This is a genomic window from Providencia manganoxydans, from assembly GCF_016618195.1.
GTDB classification, from domain to species: domain Bacteria; phylum Pseudomonadota; class Gammaproteobacteria; order Enterobacterales; family Enterobacteriaceae; genus Providencia; species Providencia manganoxydans.
This window is the reverse complement of sequence record NZ_CP067099.1, coordinates 245431-262399: the sequence shown is the minus strand read 5'-3', so window position 1 is coordinate 262399 and position 16969 is coordinate 245431. Positions and strand designations below refer to the sequence as shown.

Here is a 16969-nt window from a genome sequence, read left to right as displayed (position 1 = left end):
CATGATTAAAAAATGCTCAAAATTATAATGAATAATAAATTCAGAGCATAGGACTTCTAATGAGCAATCGCTCACCCATTAAAAGAGTTAAATTGTCCCGGTGATAAAAAAAGAATAATTATTGATATTTTACTTTGTTTCCACACATCCTATATAAATTCGGCTTATGGTCAATAGTAAATTGCTACTTAATGCAAATGTTTTTTGCAACCATATGTTGCAGAAAGGATAAAATCATTGAAGAGTCAAACAATTAGAACAATTATGGAGGAGTTAGAAAATACGAGAATACACTTAACATGATTAGATAGTTAATTAAATGCCACATTTAACTGTGGCATTGGTAATGATAGAAATTCTAACGTATATAATGAGTATTTAATTTATCCTTTATCCTGTAGCAACCCTTTAAAATATAGTTAATTATCCGTATAACTCATCGCTAAATTCCATACGTTAATTAATAATTATATAACGCTGCTTATACATAAAATACAAAAAAAGACTAATTAAATATGAATAGATGAGTGTTCAATGAAAAATAATTGGGCTACAATTCATAATTATCTAATTAACACAAGCATAAACAAAAAAAATAAAAATTAGACTATATTAATTATATTTAAATGAGTAATAAATTTAGGAATAAGATTAGTAATAATCAATATTGATTATAGTTTAGTTTGTTTATTATGTATAATATTTTAATGCTAGTTGAGCCATTTTTAGGATTACCATATAGTTTATACCATTAATCAGTGTATAATCATTATCTCCTACCTACTATGTACATAAATATCCCCAACTATTTGTGAATTCATTAAAGTAATTCTCTAGAAAATTAAAATCGCACACTATAGGTACTCTTATTTAACTTTCCTATCTGAATCACGATCTCCTCAACAACTCAAAAAAAGTTATTTTAATTTTTACACGTTAATATTTACCAAAGTGATTAAATCACATAGGATAATAATTTACAGTATTATTTTATTTGTTATTTAAGAGCAGCGAGTACGTTAAAAACGTACTCGCTCAGACTGTTAACGAACATATTATGTTTAGCTGGAGCGATTAAGCTTTAATATCTACATGCCAATCTTGGCCTTCCCAGCCTCGGCCATCAAATCGACGTGTAAATCGCAGCGTTTTTCCCGCTAATACACTGATATTTAATGGAACACCATAAAGCCCTAAACCAAGAGGTTGGCTACTTTGTTCTTGAATATCCTGCCAATTATCATAACCATAATGTAGAACAAATGGCTCTTGTGCCTCAATCCACAGCTCATGAGTAGTGGATACAAAACCACAAGGCTGGCTATCACGCCAATGACGAGCTCTAGCCATTGGCGGCTGAACGCCATAACGCCCACTGACTGATTTTAATTGCTCAATAGGGATACCGGTTTTCTGTACATAAATCAGCTTAATCAGCTCCGCATGAGCCCAAATCAGTGGCATTGCACTACCGCTCGGTCTTCCGGTTATCAACCCTCGTTCAGGAATACTTTCCTTATCCCATATTTGCTCAGGCAACATCCCGCCTGTACTGGCAGAGGCTAAAATCGCATTCAAGTACGGTGTAACATCTTGTTTGCAAGCCGCAGCATAATGGCCTCGTTCACCACTTAATAACGGCCACAAACGCCCAACGCCACTACCATCAAATGCACGTCCGTCTTCATGTTCGCCATAACCATCTTCGTTATAGCGATAGTAATATGGGCCTGCGGGTAATTGCATGCATAGCAACTTATCAACCAGTTTTGTCGTATCTTCAATTCGTTTATCAGTGGCTTTCCGTAATCCTAAACGAACTAAATACAGATACTCCATGCCTAATAGCGCACGTGTACTGATAGTTTCGTTGTTACGGTTGCGTAACATCACATCACCAAAGCGTGCAGAATGGCTATTTGGGTTTAAACGAACATAATGCCCATCAATTCCTAGCTCGCGATCGAGTTTGGTATCCTTGACATAGACCCAAGACTCAAGACGCTCATTCCAATCATCAGCTAAATCAAGTGCATATTGTTTATCACCTTCTTCTAAGAATCCGGCTTTTGCCCCAGCCACCAGTGCCGCAATCGAAACTGACAAAGTAAACGGGTTAATACCTGCATTCTCTTCCCAGCGATCTTGTGGGCTAGCTGGACCATATTGAGCGATAAATGCTAATGCCTTACGTGCCATTCGAATTGCAGCACCTTGCATTTCACCCAATAGCCCTTGTTCATGTAGTTTCGCAGCAAAAAGTACCGGTAATGCCACTTCGTCCAGTTGTATGCCTTGCCAATAAGGTTGACCGTCGGTGAAGTTATTTTGCATCCAATGACCATCAGGCTGCTGAATAGCAATCAAATAAGCCATTAATGCACGCACCTCGGCAATTAAACCACAAGCCAACATAGCAAAACCGACTTCAACAGAGTCGCGTGGCCATACGAGGTGATAACCCCCAGCGTCTTTATGCGTATCCCCCCACGGAGTGCTTAGACTTGCCACTAATGAGCCAGGAAAAGTGCGTCCTTCGTGTGTTTTGATCACCGCAATCGAGGTACGAACAGCATCGGATAAATTTTTAGGTAATTTGTCCAAACCGGGAAAATTGACCGTTTCATTCCATGCTGCCCATAAATAAGCGTACTGGCGTCGCGCTTCTTGGTAGCCCGCTGCAATCGAGCTCGCCGCCAGCGTTGCTGCGCCTTGTGCACTATCTGAAAACGCTAACGCTAATACCCCTGAGTTACGATTGAGTTCCCCCATCATCGCGAGATTACCCGGCCCTGCTTGCTGGTATTCCCAGCTCATATAGCCATTTTGGCTAAAATCCTGCCACCCATCAGAGCTGCCAACATAACCCACGCTGGCGCGGTTAAAACCGCTTTCTGCCGCTAATATCAGATGGCGTCCTTTTTTATGTGCCGTTAAGCCATGAGGAGAGACTGAGCCATAATTATCATCACCATCGCCGCCGATATGTGGCGCTAACAGCGGATATAACCTTAGCCCTTCTCCTTCTAGGTGATACCGAATCAGCAGCACATCACGCGCAGGATCCGTAATAATTTCTAATTCAAGGCGATAGCGTTCATGGTGGTGAACAATTTTAGGGATCGGTAAAGAAGATGATGGTGTAGTCAACTCATATTGATTGACTCGCTTCACTTCAGACCAAAAATCATCCCCTGCAATGATAAAACCTAAATCACGAATATGGGGGGTACTACAAGAAGGCCAATAGACTTCATTTAAAATACCATACCCTACAGTAAACCATACGCGACCTTGCCCTATCGCCGTTCCGACCATATCTTTTGCACTGCTGGTCCATGTTGCTGTGCTACCCGGTCCTCCGGGGGCGTGTTGCTGATTCATTCGCTGTTCTCCTGCTCGAAGAGAGAACGCCATTGATGCCCAGAACGCATAATTCTTGATTGTGTATCAGGCCCTTGAGTTCCCGCTTTATACAAATCAGGCATGCCTTGTTGCCAAGCTTTTAATGCAGGATCAATGATCCGCCATGCCCATTCCACTTCATCAAAACGTAAAAAGTGAGCCCCCTCACCATTCAATGCATCAATCAGTAACTGCTCATAGGCGGATACCTCATATTGGCCAGGCTGAGTATAAGGTGCACTCAGTGTGATCCCATGTGTATTCAAATGCATACCGGGTAATTTTGCCGTCATGTGCATATCCATACCCATGGTTGGGGATAACCTAAAGACGAGCCAATTATTATCGACTTCAACGTCCCCCGGCAGCGCGCCCGCTGGAGCTTTAAACTGCACCGCAATTTCTGCGTAGTTATTGGCTAACCGCTTACCACTACGCAGATAAAATGGCACGCCTTTCCAACGCCAGTTATCAATCTCAATTCGCAATGCCGCGAAAGTTTCTGTATTCGTATCCACAGGGATCCCCGGCTCGTTACAATAATCCGTTGCCGTTTCACCATTGACTTGCCCTGCGCAGTATTGCCCGCGCACCGCCCAATCATTTGCGTTCATATCATCGGTCGGGCGAATTGATTTCAACACTTCAACTTTATGATCACGCAGAATTTCACCATCCCAGCGACCTAATGGTTCAATCGCTGCCAAGGTTAATAGCTGCATTAGGTGGTTTTGTAACATATCGCGCATGGCGCCCGAGTGGTCATAATAGACCGCTCGGTTTTCAACCCCTAACGTCTCTGCATAGGTAATTTGTACTTGCTCGATATGCTCGGCATTCCAAACAGGTGCCAATACACGATTAGCAAAGCGGAAAATCATCAAATTTTGTGTCGCTTCTTTACCAAGAAAGTGGTCGATACGATAAACCTGTGATTCGTCCCAATAAGCGTGGACTTGTTCACGTAGTAATTTTGCAGACGCTAAATCGGTACCAAATGGTTTTTCAATGATAATACGTCGCCAATTGTCACCCTCTTCTTTGGATAATCCTGCTTCCCCAATCGCTTGCGCTGCCTGTCCAAATAAAGTTGGCGGTAATGCGAGATAAAACAGAGCCGATGGCGTTAATTTGCCTTCCAGTGCTCGTAATGCATCCGCTTCAAGTGAACCACTAACAAAATCTAGCTGTTCACTAAAAGCTTTCCATTCTGTCTCATTGAAGTCTGTAATAAATTCAGCAAGGGCATCATGAATATGTTTTAAAAAAGCGTCGCGATCCCATTTATCAATCGAATAACCAATAATATTCAAGTCAGGGATCAAACCCAGTCGATGCAAACGAAATAGTGATGGCATTAATAATCGTTTGGTTAGATCACCACTTGCCCCTAAGATCACTAAAGAAGAACGGCTCATTTGGATCCCCCTTGATCGGCGGATTTTTCTTTATGTCCACCGAACGCATGACGCATTGCCGATTGAACACGATCAGCGAACAAGTCATTATCACGCGAAGAGAAACGTGAATAGAGCGCGCTAGTCAGGACTGGTGCAGGCACACCAAGATCGATTGCCGCAGTGGATGTCCAACGGCCTTCTCCTGAGTCAGAGACTCGGCCTGCATAATTTTCGAGATCGGGTGATTGATGCATCTCTTGTGCGATCAAATCAAGCAACCATGATCCAACGACACTACCTCGGCGCCATAGCTCACTGATCTCACCAACCGGTAGCTTATATTGATAATATTCAGGATGCTCAAGTGGTGCAGTTTCGGCATCCGCCGCAACTGGATTTAGCCCTTGATCCGCATGTTTCAGGATGTTCAAACCTTCCGCATAAGCGGCCATCAAGCCATATTCAATGCCATTGTGAACCATTTTGACAAAGTGGCCAGCGCCACTAGGGCCGCAATATAAATAACCTTGTTCCGCTGGAGAAGGCTCACCGTTATTACCTTCCGTACGTGGTGCGGCATCCACTCCCGGAGCTAAGGCACGAAAAACTGGCTCTAAATATTGATAGTGCTCTTTCGGCCCACCAATCATTTGGCAATAACCACGCTCTTCACCCCATACTCCGCCACTGACACCCACATCCATATAGTGCAGTCCTTCGGCTTTTAATGCATTGGCTCGGCGAATATCCTCAGTGAAATGAGAATTACCCCCATCAATCAGCGTGTCACCTTTTTCTAATAATGGCTTCAGTTGAGCGATCACTGTGTCAACCACGGCCGCAGGTAACATCAACCAAATATGTCTTGGTGCCTGCATATTTTTCACCATCTCTTCAAGAGAGTGGCTAAAAATGACGCTATCAGGCAATTGCTGGCGGATCGCTGCATTTTGGTCATATACCACACATGAAATGCCGGCTTGCTGGATGCGGCGTACCATCGCAGCGCCCATTCTGCCAAGTCCAATAAAACCTAGTTGAAGCTGATTTACAGATGATTGATTCATAGGTTATTTCCCCAAATTCTGATCCCACCAAGAAAGGCTTTGTCGTTATCTCCACGTCGGACATACTTAGGTAATTGAGTAAAGTGATGTACATTACCTCCACCAATCACAATGTAGTCCGGCATTAATGCTTGATAAAAATAGTCCACAATCGTCAATACGCTTTGTCGCCATACCTCATCGCCAACCAATTCACGATAATGCTCACTCGCATAATATTCATAATCATGCTCAAGATAGGGGAGATGGGCTATCTCCATAGGTTGTAGTTGCTGATTAACCACCAAAGCGCTCCCTAGCCCCGTTCCTAATCCTAAAAACAACATACTGCCACCTTCATAGCTACCTACAGCCTGCATGGCTGCGTCATTAATCAGGCGAATTGGGCATGGAAAAGCATTCACTAAATCAAAATCAACCCAGCCCTCCCCTAAATTAACCGGTTCTTTAAGAATACGGTTACCTGAAATAGGCGAAGGAAAACCAATACTCACACTATCAAATGAAGTAGGGTCAACATATTGATTAATATCATGAATAAATTGTTCTGGTGTCATTTTATCGCCAGAAACAAATTCAATTGCTGGTGTATTTGGTGCGGTATAGAGTTTGACGTGAGTGCCGCCGACATCTATCACTAAGATCCGTTTGGTGCTAGGAACATTCGAGATAGTGATCACACAAGATGTTTGACTCTTTAAAGGCATAGAAAGGTTTCTCCGCTTTAACAGCTTCGACAATGGATGCTTCCACTCTATTAGACCTATGTGTACTCTCAATAATTCGAGGTGCGACTAGATGGCACAACGTGAAGTATTACGAGTCGTTAGTCTAAACCTTTTCCCTTTGGGCGATGTAATAGCTGGCATTAATACCAGTCAAGAATTGATAATAAATTTAAATTTTATTTTTAGTTGATTAAAAAAGTATACCCATAAATAGTTTTAATAAAAGTAAAAATGACGTCAATTAAATAATACTTAATTAGCATTTTATATTCATTATCATTTAGCGATGTCATTAGTGTTTAATTTCAAACTTTAACAAAATAGCATTGGAAAGCAATAATCATATAAATACCATCGGTTTACGCTCTTTAAATTTTATTTTTCATCATCTATGATTATTAAAGAATAGGACGCTCGATTTTCTAACTCTATTACAACCTTCTATGAAAACTACATTTATTGAACGTTAAACATTAAGGTGAAATGATGAAAAAATATTTTGTTATCGGTGCGGTTATTACCTCATTAGCGAGTATGTCTGCAATGGCAGCAGATAAGAAAGATGAAGCTAAGCCTGTTGCAGAGTGGACCTGTGAAGAATTTTTAGCTATCGACGATAATTTCTATCCAACCGCGGTCGGTGTTGGTGAACTATTAACCAAAAAAGATAAAGTTGAAGATGCGGTACTTGATGTTGATGGTATCCAAACCATCACTCCTCTCGTGATCGATGCCTGTAAAAAAGATACCAAAGCAAACTTTGTCGAGCAGGTTAAGAAAGCCAAACAATAATAAGGCTCAATGTGCGTAGCTAACGGCTACGCACCTATATCTATGAAGCACCCATCTCAATATTCTCTACAGCCAACTCAACACTGTTAATTTATTTCAGTATTCTTGTTAGCACTGATTTATCAGCTTGCCTCATTCGTGTTAATTCCCTCTTAAAGATACTTTAGTTAATGAATCTCGTATTTATTTTTTGCACATATCAATGGTAGTATTCGTACAAGATATGATTATCAATATCATTTACATTTAGATTTTCATTTACTAAGGGATACTATGTCAATTCACTGCCACTACACACGATTAGCGGCTGCTGTTATCGCTGCTACAGCCTCTTTTAATGCTCTCGCTCAAGAAGATGCAGATAAAATGATTGTCACTGCGTCAGGCTATTCACAACAATTACGTGATGCACCTGCCAGTATTACCGTCATCACCAAAGAACAACTACAAAATAAACCCGTCCGTGACCTTGCTGATGCTGTTAAAGATGTTGAAGGTGTCAGTGTTGTTGGCAGTGCGAATAAACAAGATATTAATATTCGTGGTCTACCGGGTGAATACACCCTGATACTAGTGGACGGACGCCGCCAAAATAGCCGTGAATCGCGCCCAAATGGTAGCGGTGGTTACGAAGCTGGTTTTATGCCTCCCGTTGAGGCTATTGAACGTATTGAAGTGATCCGTGGCCCAATGTCTTCTTTATATGGTTCTGATGCCATGGGCGGGGTAATTAATATTATCACGAAAAAAGTCACCAATGAGTGGCATGGTAATGTCGCCATGGGCGGTATTTTGCAGGAAAACAGTGATAGCGGTAACTCAACTGACGGTAACTTCTATCTTTCAGGCCCCCTGATCAAAGACAAGTTAGGGTTACAATTATATGGCGGGGGAGATTATCGCCAAGAAGATAAAATTCTTGAAGGTCATGACCAAAAAGATAATCGCAGCCTGACCGCTAAACTGACTTTCACGCCATTAGAAAACCAAACCTTTTTACTTGAAGCTGGTAGAACAACCCAAGAAAGAACCGCAACACCGGGTAAATCAATTAGCGACTACGAAATCCGCGGCGGATTAAAGCAAGATAACGACAAAACAGAGATCCATAACAACCGTAATCATATGGCCTTAACCTATAAAGGTGATTGGGATGTGATCAAAACTGAAATGAGCGTTTATCAAGAACAAACAAAACGCAAAACTAAGTCACAAAAACGCGATGATGCCACAGGAAAATGGGTCGGTGGTTATGAAGAACGCGTCCCTGACATCACCAATACGGTCGTTGACGGCAAAGTTGTCGCCTTTTTACCTGATAACGTGCTCACTGTCGGTGGCCAATATCAACATGCTAAATTAAAAGACAGTTCGCTGGTTGCACCAGAAACCATGGAAAAGACCTCGATGTCGGTAGATCAACACGCCTTATTTGTTGAAGATGAGTTTACTGCAACAGATGACCTGATTTTAACCGGTGGTTTGCGGTTAGATCACCATGAAACCTATGGCAATCATTGGAACCCAAGAGGTTATGCCATTTATTATCTGACTGATGAAATCACCATTAAAGGTGGGGTTTCACAAGCTTTCCGTGCGCCAACCTTACGTGAAATCAGTGCAGGTTATGGGACATCAACCCAAGGTGGTAAAGGGATCATTTATGGCAATCCAAATTTAAAACCCGAGAAAAGCCTGAACGAAGAAATCAGTATTGCGTATGACCATGCATCAGGGTTCAATGCCAGCCTAACCTTCTTTAATACTGACTTTAAAAACAAGCTAACAAGTTATGCAACAGGGGAAAAAGAGTCAGGAACTAACTTTAATATCTACAAATATGACAACGTGGGTAAAGCGAATATTAAAGGCATTGAAGTTGCAACGGGGATCCCACTGGCTGAAGATTGGAAACTTAGCCTGAATTACACCTATGTGGATTCAAAACGTGAAAGCAATGACGAAAAACTGTCTAGCGGTCAGTCACTCAAAGGCTATCCGTTAGATAAAACGCCAAAACATACTGCAAATGCAAAATTAGATTGGCGCTACAGTGACGATCTCAATCTGTATACCCGAGCCCACTACGAAGGTGAACAAGTTTGGGCATCCCAACGTAATGGTTATACCAAACCACGCTACCGTAGCGGTTACACCACGATGGATGTTGGGATGACTTATCAACTGTTGAAAAATACTAAGCTCAATTTAGCGGTACTGAATATCGCAGATGAAAAAGGCCCTAAAATCGATAAGCAAGGCGGTAACTGGGACGTTGAAGACGGTCGCCGTTATTGGGCAAATGTTGATGTGAGTTTTTAATATATTTTAACCTTAAAAAGCAGGTATCATCTGATATCTGCTTTTCTGTATGCTGTCTATCTGAATATGATAAATAAATTAATTATTTCTGGTTTAATACTCACCGTGACGTTGTCTACTGCCTTTGCTCGACCATCACAAGTACCTCCCTCATTAGATGAGCGAGTCAGTCAATTCTATGACGTACAACATCACGACATGGAAAATACCCGTAGTACTCAGGGAACACGCAGTTATCGGGTTTTTAGTGCCATACCACATGCTGCGGGTAATTCACGGCCAATACTCTACATGCTTGATGGAAATGGCTTATTTCCATTGGTTGTCAACCGTGCAATACAACAGCTGCCTGCTGATAAGCTACCTATCATTATTGGTATTGGTTATCCAATTAATGAAGCTTTTCCTAAATCATTGCGTGATTACGACTACACTCCGCGGGTTTCAGGGAGTGATTTCCAACAAGGCGGGGGTTCTGACGAATTATACCAATTTCTTAATAGTCAAATTCGTCCTTGGGCTGAACACGTTTTTAGTTTTGATAAACAAAAGCAAACTCTCTTCGGGCACTCATTTGGCGGTTTATTTACGTTGATGGCCTATCAAAACCACCCCGATGCATTCAATGCATTTGTCTCGGCGAGTCCTTCATTATGGTGGGGTAAAGGTGAAATGATTAATTTGGGCAAACTCACTCAGCCACAAAAAGCATCACCACTGTTTATCACTTTAGGTGGTTTAGAAGAAAAGCCTGATTTATCAAAACTAAGTGAAGAACAAATTAAGCACTATCAATCCCGCTCTAGCTGGATTAGTGCACGGCAATTATGCACTGAAATTGATAACCACGAGCGCATATGTGAATTTACTTTATTCCCTGATAAAAACCATGGCAGCGTTATCCCAGATGCTATCGATAAAGCGTTGGACGTCGCTTCCCAATAATGGTCAGTAGTCGTTAACGTTTAAAATAAAATAGGAAAATCAATTCATTGATTCTCGACTGATAACACGGAGCGGGTCCCCCCACGTTTATCCCGCTTCATCAACAACCTCAACCCTTCATTGGTTGATGGGTTTTAAAATATCACTATATAACTTAGTTAACATACCATTTGCAGCAAATTCTCTACGGATCCATTGTGTGACTAACCCTGTAGCTGAGTGCTGGGTGGCTAATAACATGTGTGAATCCTGTCGTGGATTTTGGATCTGCTTAATCACCAATAAACCACTTTTTACATGTTCTTTCACCAGATAATCAGGCAGAAAGCCGATCCCTTCCCCTAAAATCTGGCATTGGCATTTAGTATTAAAATCAGGAACTTGTATCGCTTCTTGACCATGTAGCAGCCAACCTACTCGTTTATTAATTGTATGTGCCGTATCTTCCACCATGATGTTTGGATATAACCGTAGCTGACTCTCAGCAATAGGCTCAGGCATCAATGCCAGTGGGTGAGTTGCCGCAATGGCAAATTGCCAATGAATAGCACCTATTTCGGTATAATCAATGCCGCCTCCATCCATTAATGTGCCAGGCGCCCCAATTGCAATATCCGAATGGTTATTAATGATCGCATCCCATACACCATTATACACCTCAGTCGTTACCGTGATCTGGCAAGTAGGAAATTGCTTTTTAAGGATTTGTAATAGCTTAGCGGTATGATACGGGGTATATAACAGCTGATTGATACAAATACGCACCCGTGCTTCTATGCCCTGTTCAATCGAATAAATGCTTTTTTTAATCAGATGAAAGTTATTTAGCAAATCAGTGGCTTTACGGTAAAAATAATAACCCGCTTCCGTCAATTCAATATTACGAGTATCTCGGATAAACAACGCGACATCGAGGTAGGTTTCAATGCGTTTGATGGTGTAACTGACAGCTGAGGTGGTAATTCCCAATTCCTCTGCGGCTTTGCTAAAACTGGCGTATTTTGCCGCGGTGGTATAGGTCAGTAAATTTTCTTCGGTAAATATCGAGTTCATACTGGAAGTCCAAACAGGAGAAAAAACAATCAAAAAGAACAGGTTCTGTGAATTATATTTAATAACTGCTAAATCAGATTAATTTAGCCGCGCTATTTACTAGATTAACAGAAATAGATCGACATACCGAGGCATAAATAATGAATGCCACTTTTCGCCTAATTTTACCTAAAAAAAATTAACAAAAGCAGATAACCAATTAATATTTATAAGCTTATAACTAAAAGTCACATAGAACAACATGCTATTTCTGAACAATCAATTTACATTTTTAACCGTTATGAAACGCTTAATTTGATACCCGTCACAAAACTCATTAAATTATTTTTCCACTCGCTCATTAGCCAATATTTCTTGATGTCTTTGCCGTTTTTTTGGACAAAAAATATCAAAAATGGCTAAAAAATAATGCTTCTCCGCACAAAAAAGTATAATTATTGAATATAATTCAATAATGGCATTCACTATTGATGAATTAAATTTAAATGGATTTTATTTCTATTAAGTGCTTGCTATGCTGAGTTCATCATAAATATCAGATAGATTTTTATACTCTAAGTAGTTCGAGGCGCAGCTAGGCAACAAGCAAAAGAGTCGCGAAGGGCATAGCAAATACGCTGACATGTGCCAGTGAGCACAGTCACTTATACCTTAACGAACAGCGCTGTCACTTGAAGTACAGCGACTATAAAGAGATATTGGGTTTAACAACCTTAACAGGGGACTATCATGACAATCGAACAGGAATTTTTATCCGCCGCAGAGCAAGGCAATCTAGACATATTAAAAAGCTGTCTTGAAAAAGGGGTTGATATCAATATCACCAACCGCCAAGGACGTACTGCTATTGTCAATGCCAGCCTCAATAAACATTATGAATGCGTTAAATTTCTGATTAATGCAGGTGCTGATATTAATAAACAAGATCAAACCTGTTTTAACCCATTTTTATTAAGCTGCTTAAATAATGATTTAACATTATTGCGTATCGTACTTCCAGCGAAACCAAATTTAGATTTATTAACTCGCTTTGGTGGCGTAGGCATTACCCCTGCTAGCGAAAAAGGTCATGTTGAAATCGTTCGTGAGCTACTAGAAAAAACAGAAATTAATGTTAATCACACCAACTTTGTTGGCTGGACACCCTTACTTGAAGCTATCGTGCTCAATGATGGCGGAGAGAAACAACAACAAATCGTCAAGCTGCTGCTCGACCATGGCGCAAACCCACATATGACCGATAAATACGGTAAGAAACCTTTAGAGTTAGCACGTGAAAAAGGTTATCACGAAATTGCGGAATTGCTGATAGCGGCTGGCGCATAATGCATCACAAGGAGGCTTGTGGATACCATCAAGACTCAACGACAACAACTGTATGGTATTTCGGCTGATGTAGCATTTCTGCAATTGTTAGATCAGCCTGCTTTTTCAGGTACAGTAGAGCAAATATTTCATAAAGCACTCAATATTTCTGTAGGTGATACACTTTTTACTTTGCTCAGTACTGAATTAGATAATGCGCCAAACAGTTGTCGAATATTAAACAATGATTTTACTCGATTAAATTTACAGGAAGGGGATCAGGTTTATTTTTCTGAAAAAATTATTTATTTGGCTGACCATTATTTTTTATCTTTTTCTTTTTGTCAAAAATGGCTTCCAAAAGAAATTTTTTTTAATCCTAATAAAATAAACCAAAAACAGTACCTTTCTTTTTTAAATAACAAGGTAAATATCATTGATGAACTTCTAAAAACAGAAGGGAATTCGTTATTTAATTATTGTGGTGATAACTTATTTTATTTAGCTACATCTGAAAAATTAAATTTATTACGAAATGAATTAATTAATGTATTGCTAAAACAGCAGTATCAAATACTACCAGATATTATTAAACAATTTATTGGGTTAGGCATTGGTTTAACACCATCGGCAGATGACTATTTAGTGGGGCTAATGGCATTTTTATTGCTCAAGCACCATCCACTACAACATCTTAAATGCCAGTTTCAACAAGGTATTAATAATGCACGCACAACAACCACCAAAGTCAGTGCCATTACCTTAGAAAAAGCCATTAATCATCAATATCGAGAAAACATATTACAGCTACTGCAAATGTTAGTAGCAGCAAGCAAAAAAGATATTTATCCACAGTTTCGTCAGATTTTAGATATCGGGTCTAGTTCAGGCAGCGACATGCTATTTGGCATTCGTGACGCTTTGTATCTTACCCATTATTTTGGAGAAAGGTATGTCGACTAAAGTTGTCATCAAAAAGAATACGTATTTTGATTCCGTATCACTGATGTCTATCTCCACAAAAGCGAATCAGCTCGATAATGTCGAGCAAGCCTTTGTGGCGATGGCAACAGAAATGAATAAGGGAGTACTCAGAAATTTAGGGCTATTAACCCCTGAATTAGAAGACGCTAAAAATGGTGATTTAATGATCATCATTAAAGGCAGCAGCGATGAAGCTAATGAAGCGACTTTAATTGCCATTGAAGAACTCTTTAATAAGAAAAACCAAGGTGGTTCACAGCACGAAGCCAAATATGCCACCATTAATTCAGCCCATACCCATATCCCTGAAAGCAACTTGGCGGTGATTTCAGTTAATGGCCAGTTTGCTGCTCGTGAGGCGCGTATTGCACTCGAAAACGATCTCAACGTTATGCTGTTCTCGGATAACGTTTCCATCGATGATGAGCTAGCGCTCAAGCAACTCGCCAGCCGTAAAGGTTTATTAATGATGGGACCTGACTGCGGAACCGCGATTATTAATGGTGCGGCACTCTGTTTTGGTAACAGCGTACGCCGTGGCAGTATTGGTATCATTGGGGCATCAGGAACGGGTAGCCAAGAGCTTAGTGTACGTATTCATGAATTTGGTGCAGGTGTTTCACAGCTGATCGGGACAGGTGGGCGCGATCTGAGTGAAAAGATCGGCGGGATCATGATGATTGATGCCCTAAAAATGCTCGACGCCGACGATGAAACCAAAGTGATCGCTTTAATTTCCAAACCACCAGCACCTGCGGTTGCTAAAAAAGTCCTAGAGCAAGCCGAGAAATGTCATAAACCTGTCGTCGTTTGCTTCCTTGGTAGCCAACCGATCCCAGAAGATAAAGCTGGACTCAGCTTTGCGCAAAGTACCAAAGAAGCGGCGTTAAAAGCGGTTCTACTAACGGGGATCAAAAAAGAAGATCTCAATCTGCACTCTTTAAATTGGCCGTTAATTGAAGAAGTACGAGCAAAACTCTCCCCTCAGCAAAAATATATTCGAGGTCTATTCTGTGGCGGAACCTTATGTGACGAAGCCATGTTTGCCGCCCTCGAGAAATATGATGATGTTTACAGCAACATTCAGCCAAACCCTGACTATCGCTTAAAAGATCTCAATCGCAGTATCGCTCACACTTTCCTTGATTTTGGTGATGATGATTTTACCAACGGCAAGCCACACCCAATGATTGACCCAACGAATCGTATCGAGCGCCTATTGCAAGAAGCGCGTGACCCTGAAGTGGGTGTGATCGTCATGGACTTTGTGCTCGGTTATGGCTCTCATGAAGATCCCGTTGGCGTGATGATTGAAGCTATCAAAGCAGCAAAAAATATCGCTAAACAAGATGGTCGTGAATTAGAAATTTTAGGTTATGTGCTGGGTACAGACCAAGACACACCCTCAATGGAGGCACAAGTAAAAATGCTAACCGATGCTGGCGTGATTTGGGCAAGTAGTAGCACCAATACCGGTTTGTTAGCACGTGAGTTTGTCTGGAAAGGGGAGAACGCATAATGACTTCATTATTTAAGCAACCATTGAATGTGATTAATGTTGGCATCGAAATGTTCAGTGATGATCTGAAAAAACAACATGTTCCTGTCACACATTTAAATTGGACTCCTCCGGGACAAGGCAATGTTGCCGTGATCCACGCGCTAGACAAAATTGAAAGTAATGCAGCGCTACAGGAAAAAATTGCCGCGGCCAATGCACAAGCGCTTGAGCGGATTATTCAGTCACAACCTGTATTAGTCGGTTATGACCAAGCAATTAATGTCGTACCCGGTATGACTAAAAATACCATACTGCACGCAGGTCCCCCTGTGGCATGGAAAGATATGTGTGGCGCAATGAAAGGTGCGGTCACAGGCGCATTAGTCTTCGAAGGCTTAGCCACTGACTTAGCTGATGCAGAGCGTGTTGCCGCTTCCGGTGAGATTATTTTCTCACCTTGTCATGAACATGATTGTGTGGGTTCGATGGCAGGTGTCACCTCTGCCTCCATGTTTATGCATATCGTTGAAAACAAAACTTACGGTAACCGCGCTTTCACTAACCTGAGTGAGCAGATGGCGAAAATTTTACGTATGGGCGCCAATGACCAAAGCGTGATCGACCGTTTAAATTGGATGCGAGATGTATTAGGCCCAATGCTACGTGATGCGATGAAACTCGCAGGCGAAATTGACTTACGCCTGATGTTAGCTCAAGCATTACATATGGGTGATGAATGCCACAACCGCAATAATGCAGGCACCACTTTACTGATCCAAGCGTTAACCCCTTATATTATCCAAACGGATTTTACTGTAGCCCAGCAAAAAGACGTATTTGATTTTGTGGCAAGTAGTGATTATTTCTCAGGCCCAACATGGATGGCAATGTGTAAAGCCGCCATGGATGCTGCCCATGGCATCGAATACAGCACGGTTGTCACGACAATGGCACGTAACGGGTTTGAATTCGGTTTACGTATCAGCGGATTACCTGGTCAGTGGTTCACAGGACCATCACAGCAAGTTATTGGCCCAATGTTTGCGGGCTATAAACCTGAAGATTCAGGTCTTGATATTGGTGACTCGGCGATCACGGAAACGTATGGCATCGGTGGTTTTGCGATGGCAACAGCGCCAGCGATTGTTGCTCTTGTGGGTGGGACTGTTGAAGAAGCCGTTGATTTTTCAAGACAAATGCGTGAAATCACCTTAGGTGAAAACCCGAACGTGACCATTCCATTACTTGGATTTATGGGTATTCCAACTGCGATTGATATTACTAAAGTCGCCGCTAGCGGTATCCTTCCGGTCATCAATACGGCTATCGCTCATAAAGACGCAGGTATCGGTATGATTGGTGCCGGTATTGTTCATCCACCATTTGATTGCTTTGAAAAATCAATGTTAGCTTACGCAGAAAAATACGCTTAGTTGTGCAATAAGTGCCCAGTTTCAGCTGGGCACC

12 protein-coding genes are annotated in these 16969 nt (G+C 41.3%); 7 read left to right on the top strand and 5 right to left on the bottom strand.

The genetic code is table 11. The features are described 5' to 3' along the window. Nucleotides 1–1074 precede the first annotated feature (1074 nt). The 4 genes from JI723_RS01180 to JI723_RS01165 are packed head-to-tail and all read right to left on the bottom strand — an operon-like array spanning nt 1075 to nt 6579. Complete coding sequence (locus JI723_RS01180) at nt 1075–3384, bottom strand: glycoside hydrolase family 15 protein (RefSeq protein ID WP_337979727.1); 2310 nt, start codon at nt 3382–3384, stop codon at nt 1075–1077. Further along, a complete protein-coding gene (zwf, locus tag JI723_RS01175) occupies nt 3381–4823 on the bottom strand; it encodes a glucose-6-phosphate dehydrogenase (RefSeq protein WP_319067947.1) in 1443 nt (480 codons plus the stop codon). Before zwf ends, JI723_RS01180 begins: the two co-directional genes overlap by 4 nt. Continuing rightward, the gene (gene gnd, locus JI723_RS01170; RefSeq protein WP_070929535.1) at nt 4820–5872 is read right to left on the bottom strand and encodes a phosphogluconate dehydrogenase (NAD(+)-dependent, decarboxylating); all 1053 of its coding nucleotides are present in this window, start codon (nt 5870–5872) and stop codon (nt 4820–4822) included. Before gnd ends, zwf begins: the two co-directional genes overlap by 4 nt. Then, entirely contained in the window at nt 5869–6579 is a 711-nt protein-coding gene (locus tag JI723_RS01165) for an ROK family protein (RefSeq protein WP_070929536.1), read from the bottom strand. Before JI723_RS01165 ends, gnd begins: the two co-directional genes overlap by 4 nt. 507 nt (nt 6580–7086) lie before the next feature. On the opposite strand from JI723_RS01165, the gene hdeA reads away from it, so the two are divergent. The 3 genes from hdeA to JI723_RS01150 all read left to right on the top strand — a co-directional run bounded on the left by hdeA (nt 7087) and on the right by JI723_RS01150 (nt 10659). Then, nucleotides 7087–7392, top strand: a complete 306-nt coding sequence (hdeA, locus tag JI723_RS01160; protein WP_070929537.1) for an acid-activated periplasmic chaperone HdeA — start codon at nt 7087–7089, stop codon at nt 7390–7392. Nucleotides 7393–7665: 273 nt separating this feature from the next. Beyond that, nucleotides 7666–9714: a TonB-dependent receptor domain-containing protein gene (locus JI723_RS01155; protein WP_272580547.1), complete on the top strand. Its 2049-nt coding sequence runs from the start codon at nt 7666–7668 to the stop codon at nt 9712–9714. A gap of 66 nt (nt 9715–9780) precedes the next feature. After that, nucleotides 9781–10659, top strand: a complete 879-nt coding sequence (locus tag JI723_RS01150; protein WP_272580548.1) for an alpha/beta hydrolase — start codon at nt 9781–9783, stop codon at nt 10657–10659. Nucleotides 10660–10776: 117 nt separating this feature from the next. Here JI723_RS01150 and JI723_RS01145 read toward each other — a convergent pair whose 3' ends face one another. Continuing rightward, a complete protein-coding gene (locus JI723_RS01145) occupies nt 10777–11712 on the bottom strand; it encodes a LysR substrate-binding domain-containing protein (RefSeq protein WP_070929540.1) in 936 nt (311 codons plus the stop codon). Nucleotides 11713–12441: 729 nt separating this feature from the next. On the opposite strand from JI723_RS01145, the gene JI723_RS01140 reads away from it, so the two are divergent. The 4 genes from JI723_RS01140 to JI723_RS01125 are packed head-to-tail and all read left to right on the top strand — an operon-like array spanning nt 12442 to nt 16935. Next, entirely contained in the window at nt 12442–13038 is a 597-nt protein-coding gene (locus JI723_RS01140; protein WP_070929541.1) for an ankyrin repeat domain-containing protein, read from the top strand. Between the two features lie 18 nt (nt 13039–13056). Then, a complete protein-coding gene (locus tag JI723_RS01135) occupies nt 13057–13980 on the top strand; it encodes an oxamate carbamoyltransferase subunit AllH family protein (RefSeq protein ID WP_272580550.1) in 924 nt (307 codons plus the stop codon). Then, nucleotides 13970–15520: an acyl-CoA synthetase FdrA gene (gene fdrA, locus JI723_RS01130; RefSeq protein ID WP_272580551.1), complete on the top strand. Its 1551-nt coding sequence runs from the start codon at nt 13970–13972 to the stop codon at nt 15518–15520. Before JI723_RS01135 ends, fdrA begins: the two co-directional genes overlap by 11 nt. Next, a complete protein-coding gene (locus JI723_RS01125) occupies nt 15520–16935 on the top strand; it encodes a YlbE family protein (RefSeq protein WP_337979726.1) in 1416 nt (471 codons plus the stop codon). The genes fdrA and JI723_RS01125 overlap by 1 nt, the downstream gene beginning before the upstream one ends. Nucleotides 16936–16969: the final 34 nt, after the last annotated feature.

Coding starts and splice junctions, on each gene's coding strand:
- JI723_RS01180 (WP_337979727.1), bottom strand. CDS start 3,384: ATGAATCAGCAACACGCCCCCGGAGGACCGGGTAGCACAGCAACATGG.
- zwf (WP_319067947.1), bottom strand. CDS start 4,823: ATGAGCCGTTCTTCTTTAGTGATCTTAGGGGCAAGTGGTGATCTAACC.
- gnd (WP_070929535.1), bottom strand. CDS start 5,872: ATGAATCAATCATCTGTAAATCAGCTTCAACTAGGTTTTATTGGACTT.
- JI723_RS01165 (WP_070929536.1), bottom strand. CDS start 6,579: ATGCCTTTAAAGAGTCAAACATCTTGTGTGATCACTATCTCGAATGTT.
- hdeA (WP_070929537.1), top strand. CDS start 7,087: ATGAAAAAATATTTTGTTATCGGTGCGGTTATTACCTCATTAGCGAGT.
- JI723_RS01155 (WP_272580547.1), top strand. CDS start 7,666: ATGTCAATTCACTGCCACTACACACGATTAGCGGCTGCTGTTATCGCT.
- JI723_RS01150 (WP_272580548.1), top strand. CDS start 9,781: ATGATAAATAAATTAATTATTTCTGGTTTAATACTCACCGTGACGTTG.
- JI723_RS01145 (WP_070929540.1), bottom strand. CDS start 11,712: ATGAACTCGATATTTACCGAAGAAAATTTACTGACCTATACCACCGCG.
- JI723_RS01140 (WP_070929541.1), top strand. CDS start 12,442: ATGACAATCGAACAGGAATTTTTATCCGCCGCAGAGCAAGGCAATCTA.
- fdrA (WP_272580551.1), top strand. CDS start 13,970: ATGTCGACTAAAGTTGTCATCAAAAAGAATACGTATTTTGATTCCGTA.
- JI723_RS01125 (WP_337979726.1), top strand. CDS start 15,520: ATGACTTCATTATTTAAGCAACCATTGAATGTGATTAATGTTGGCATC.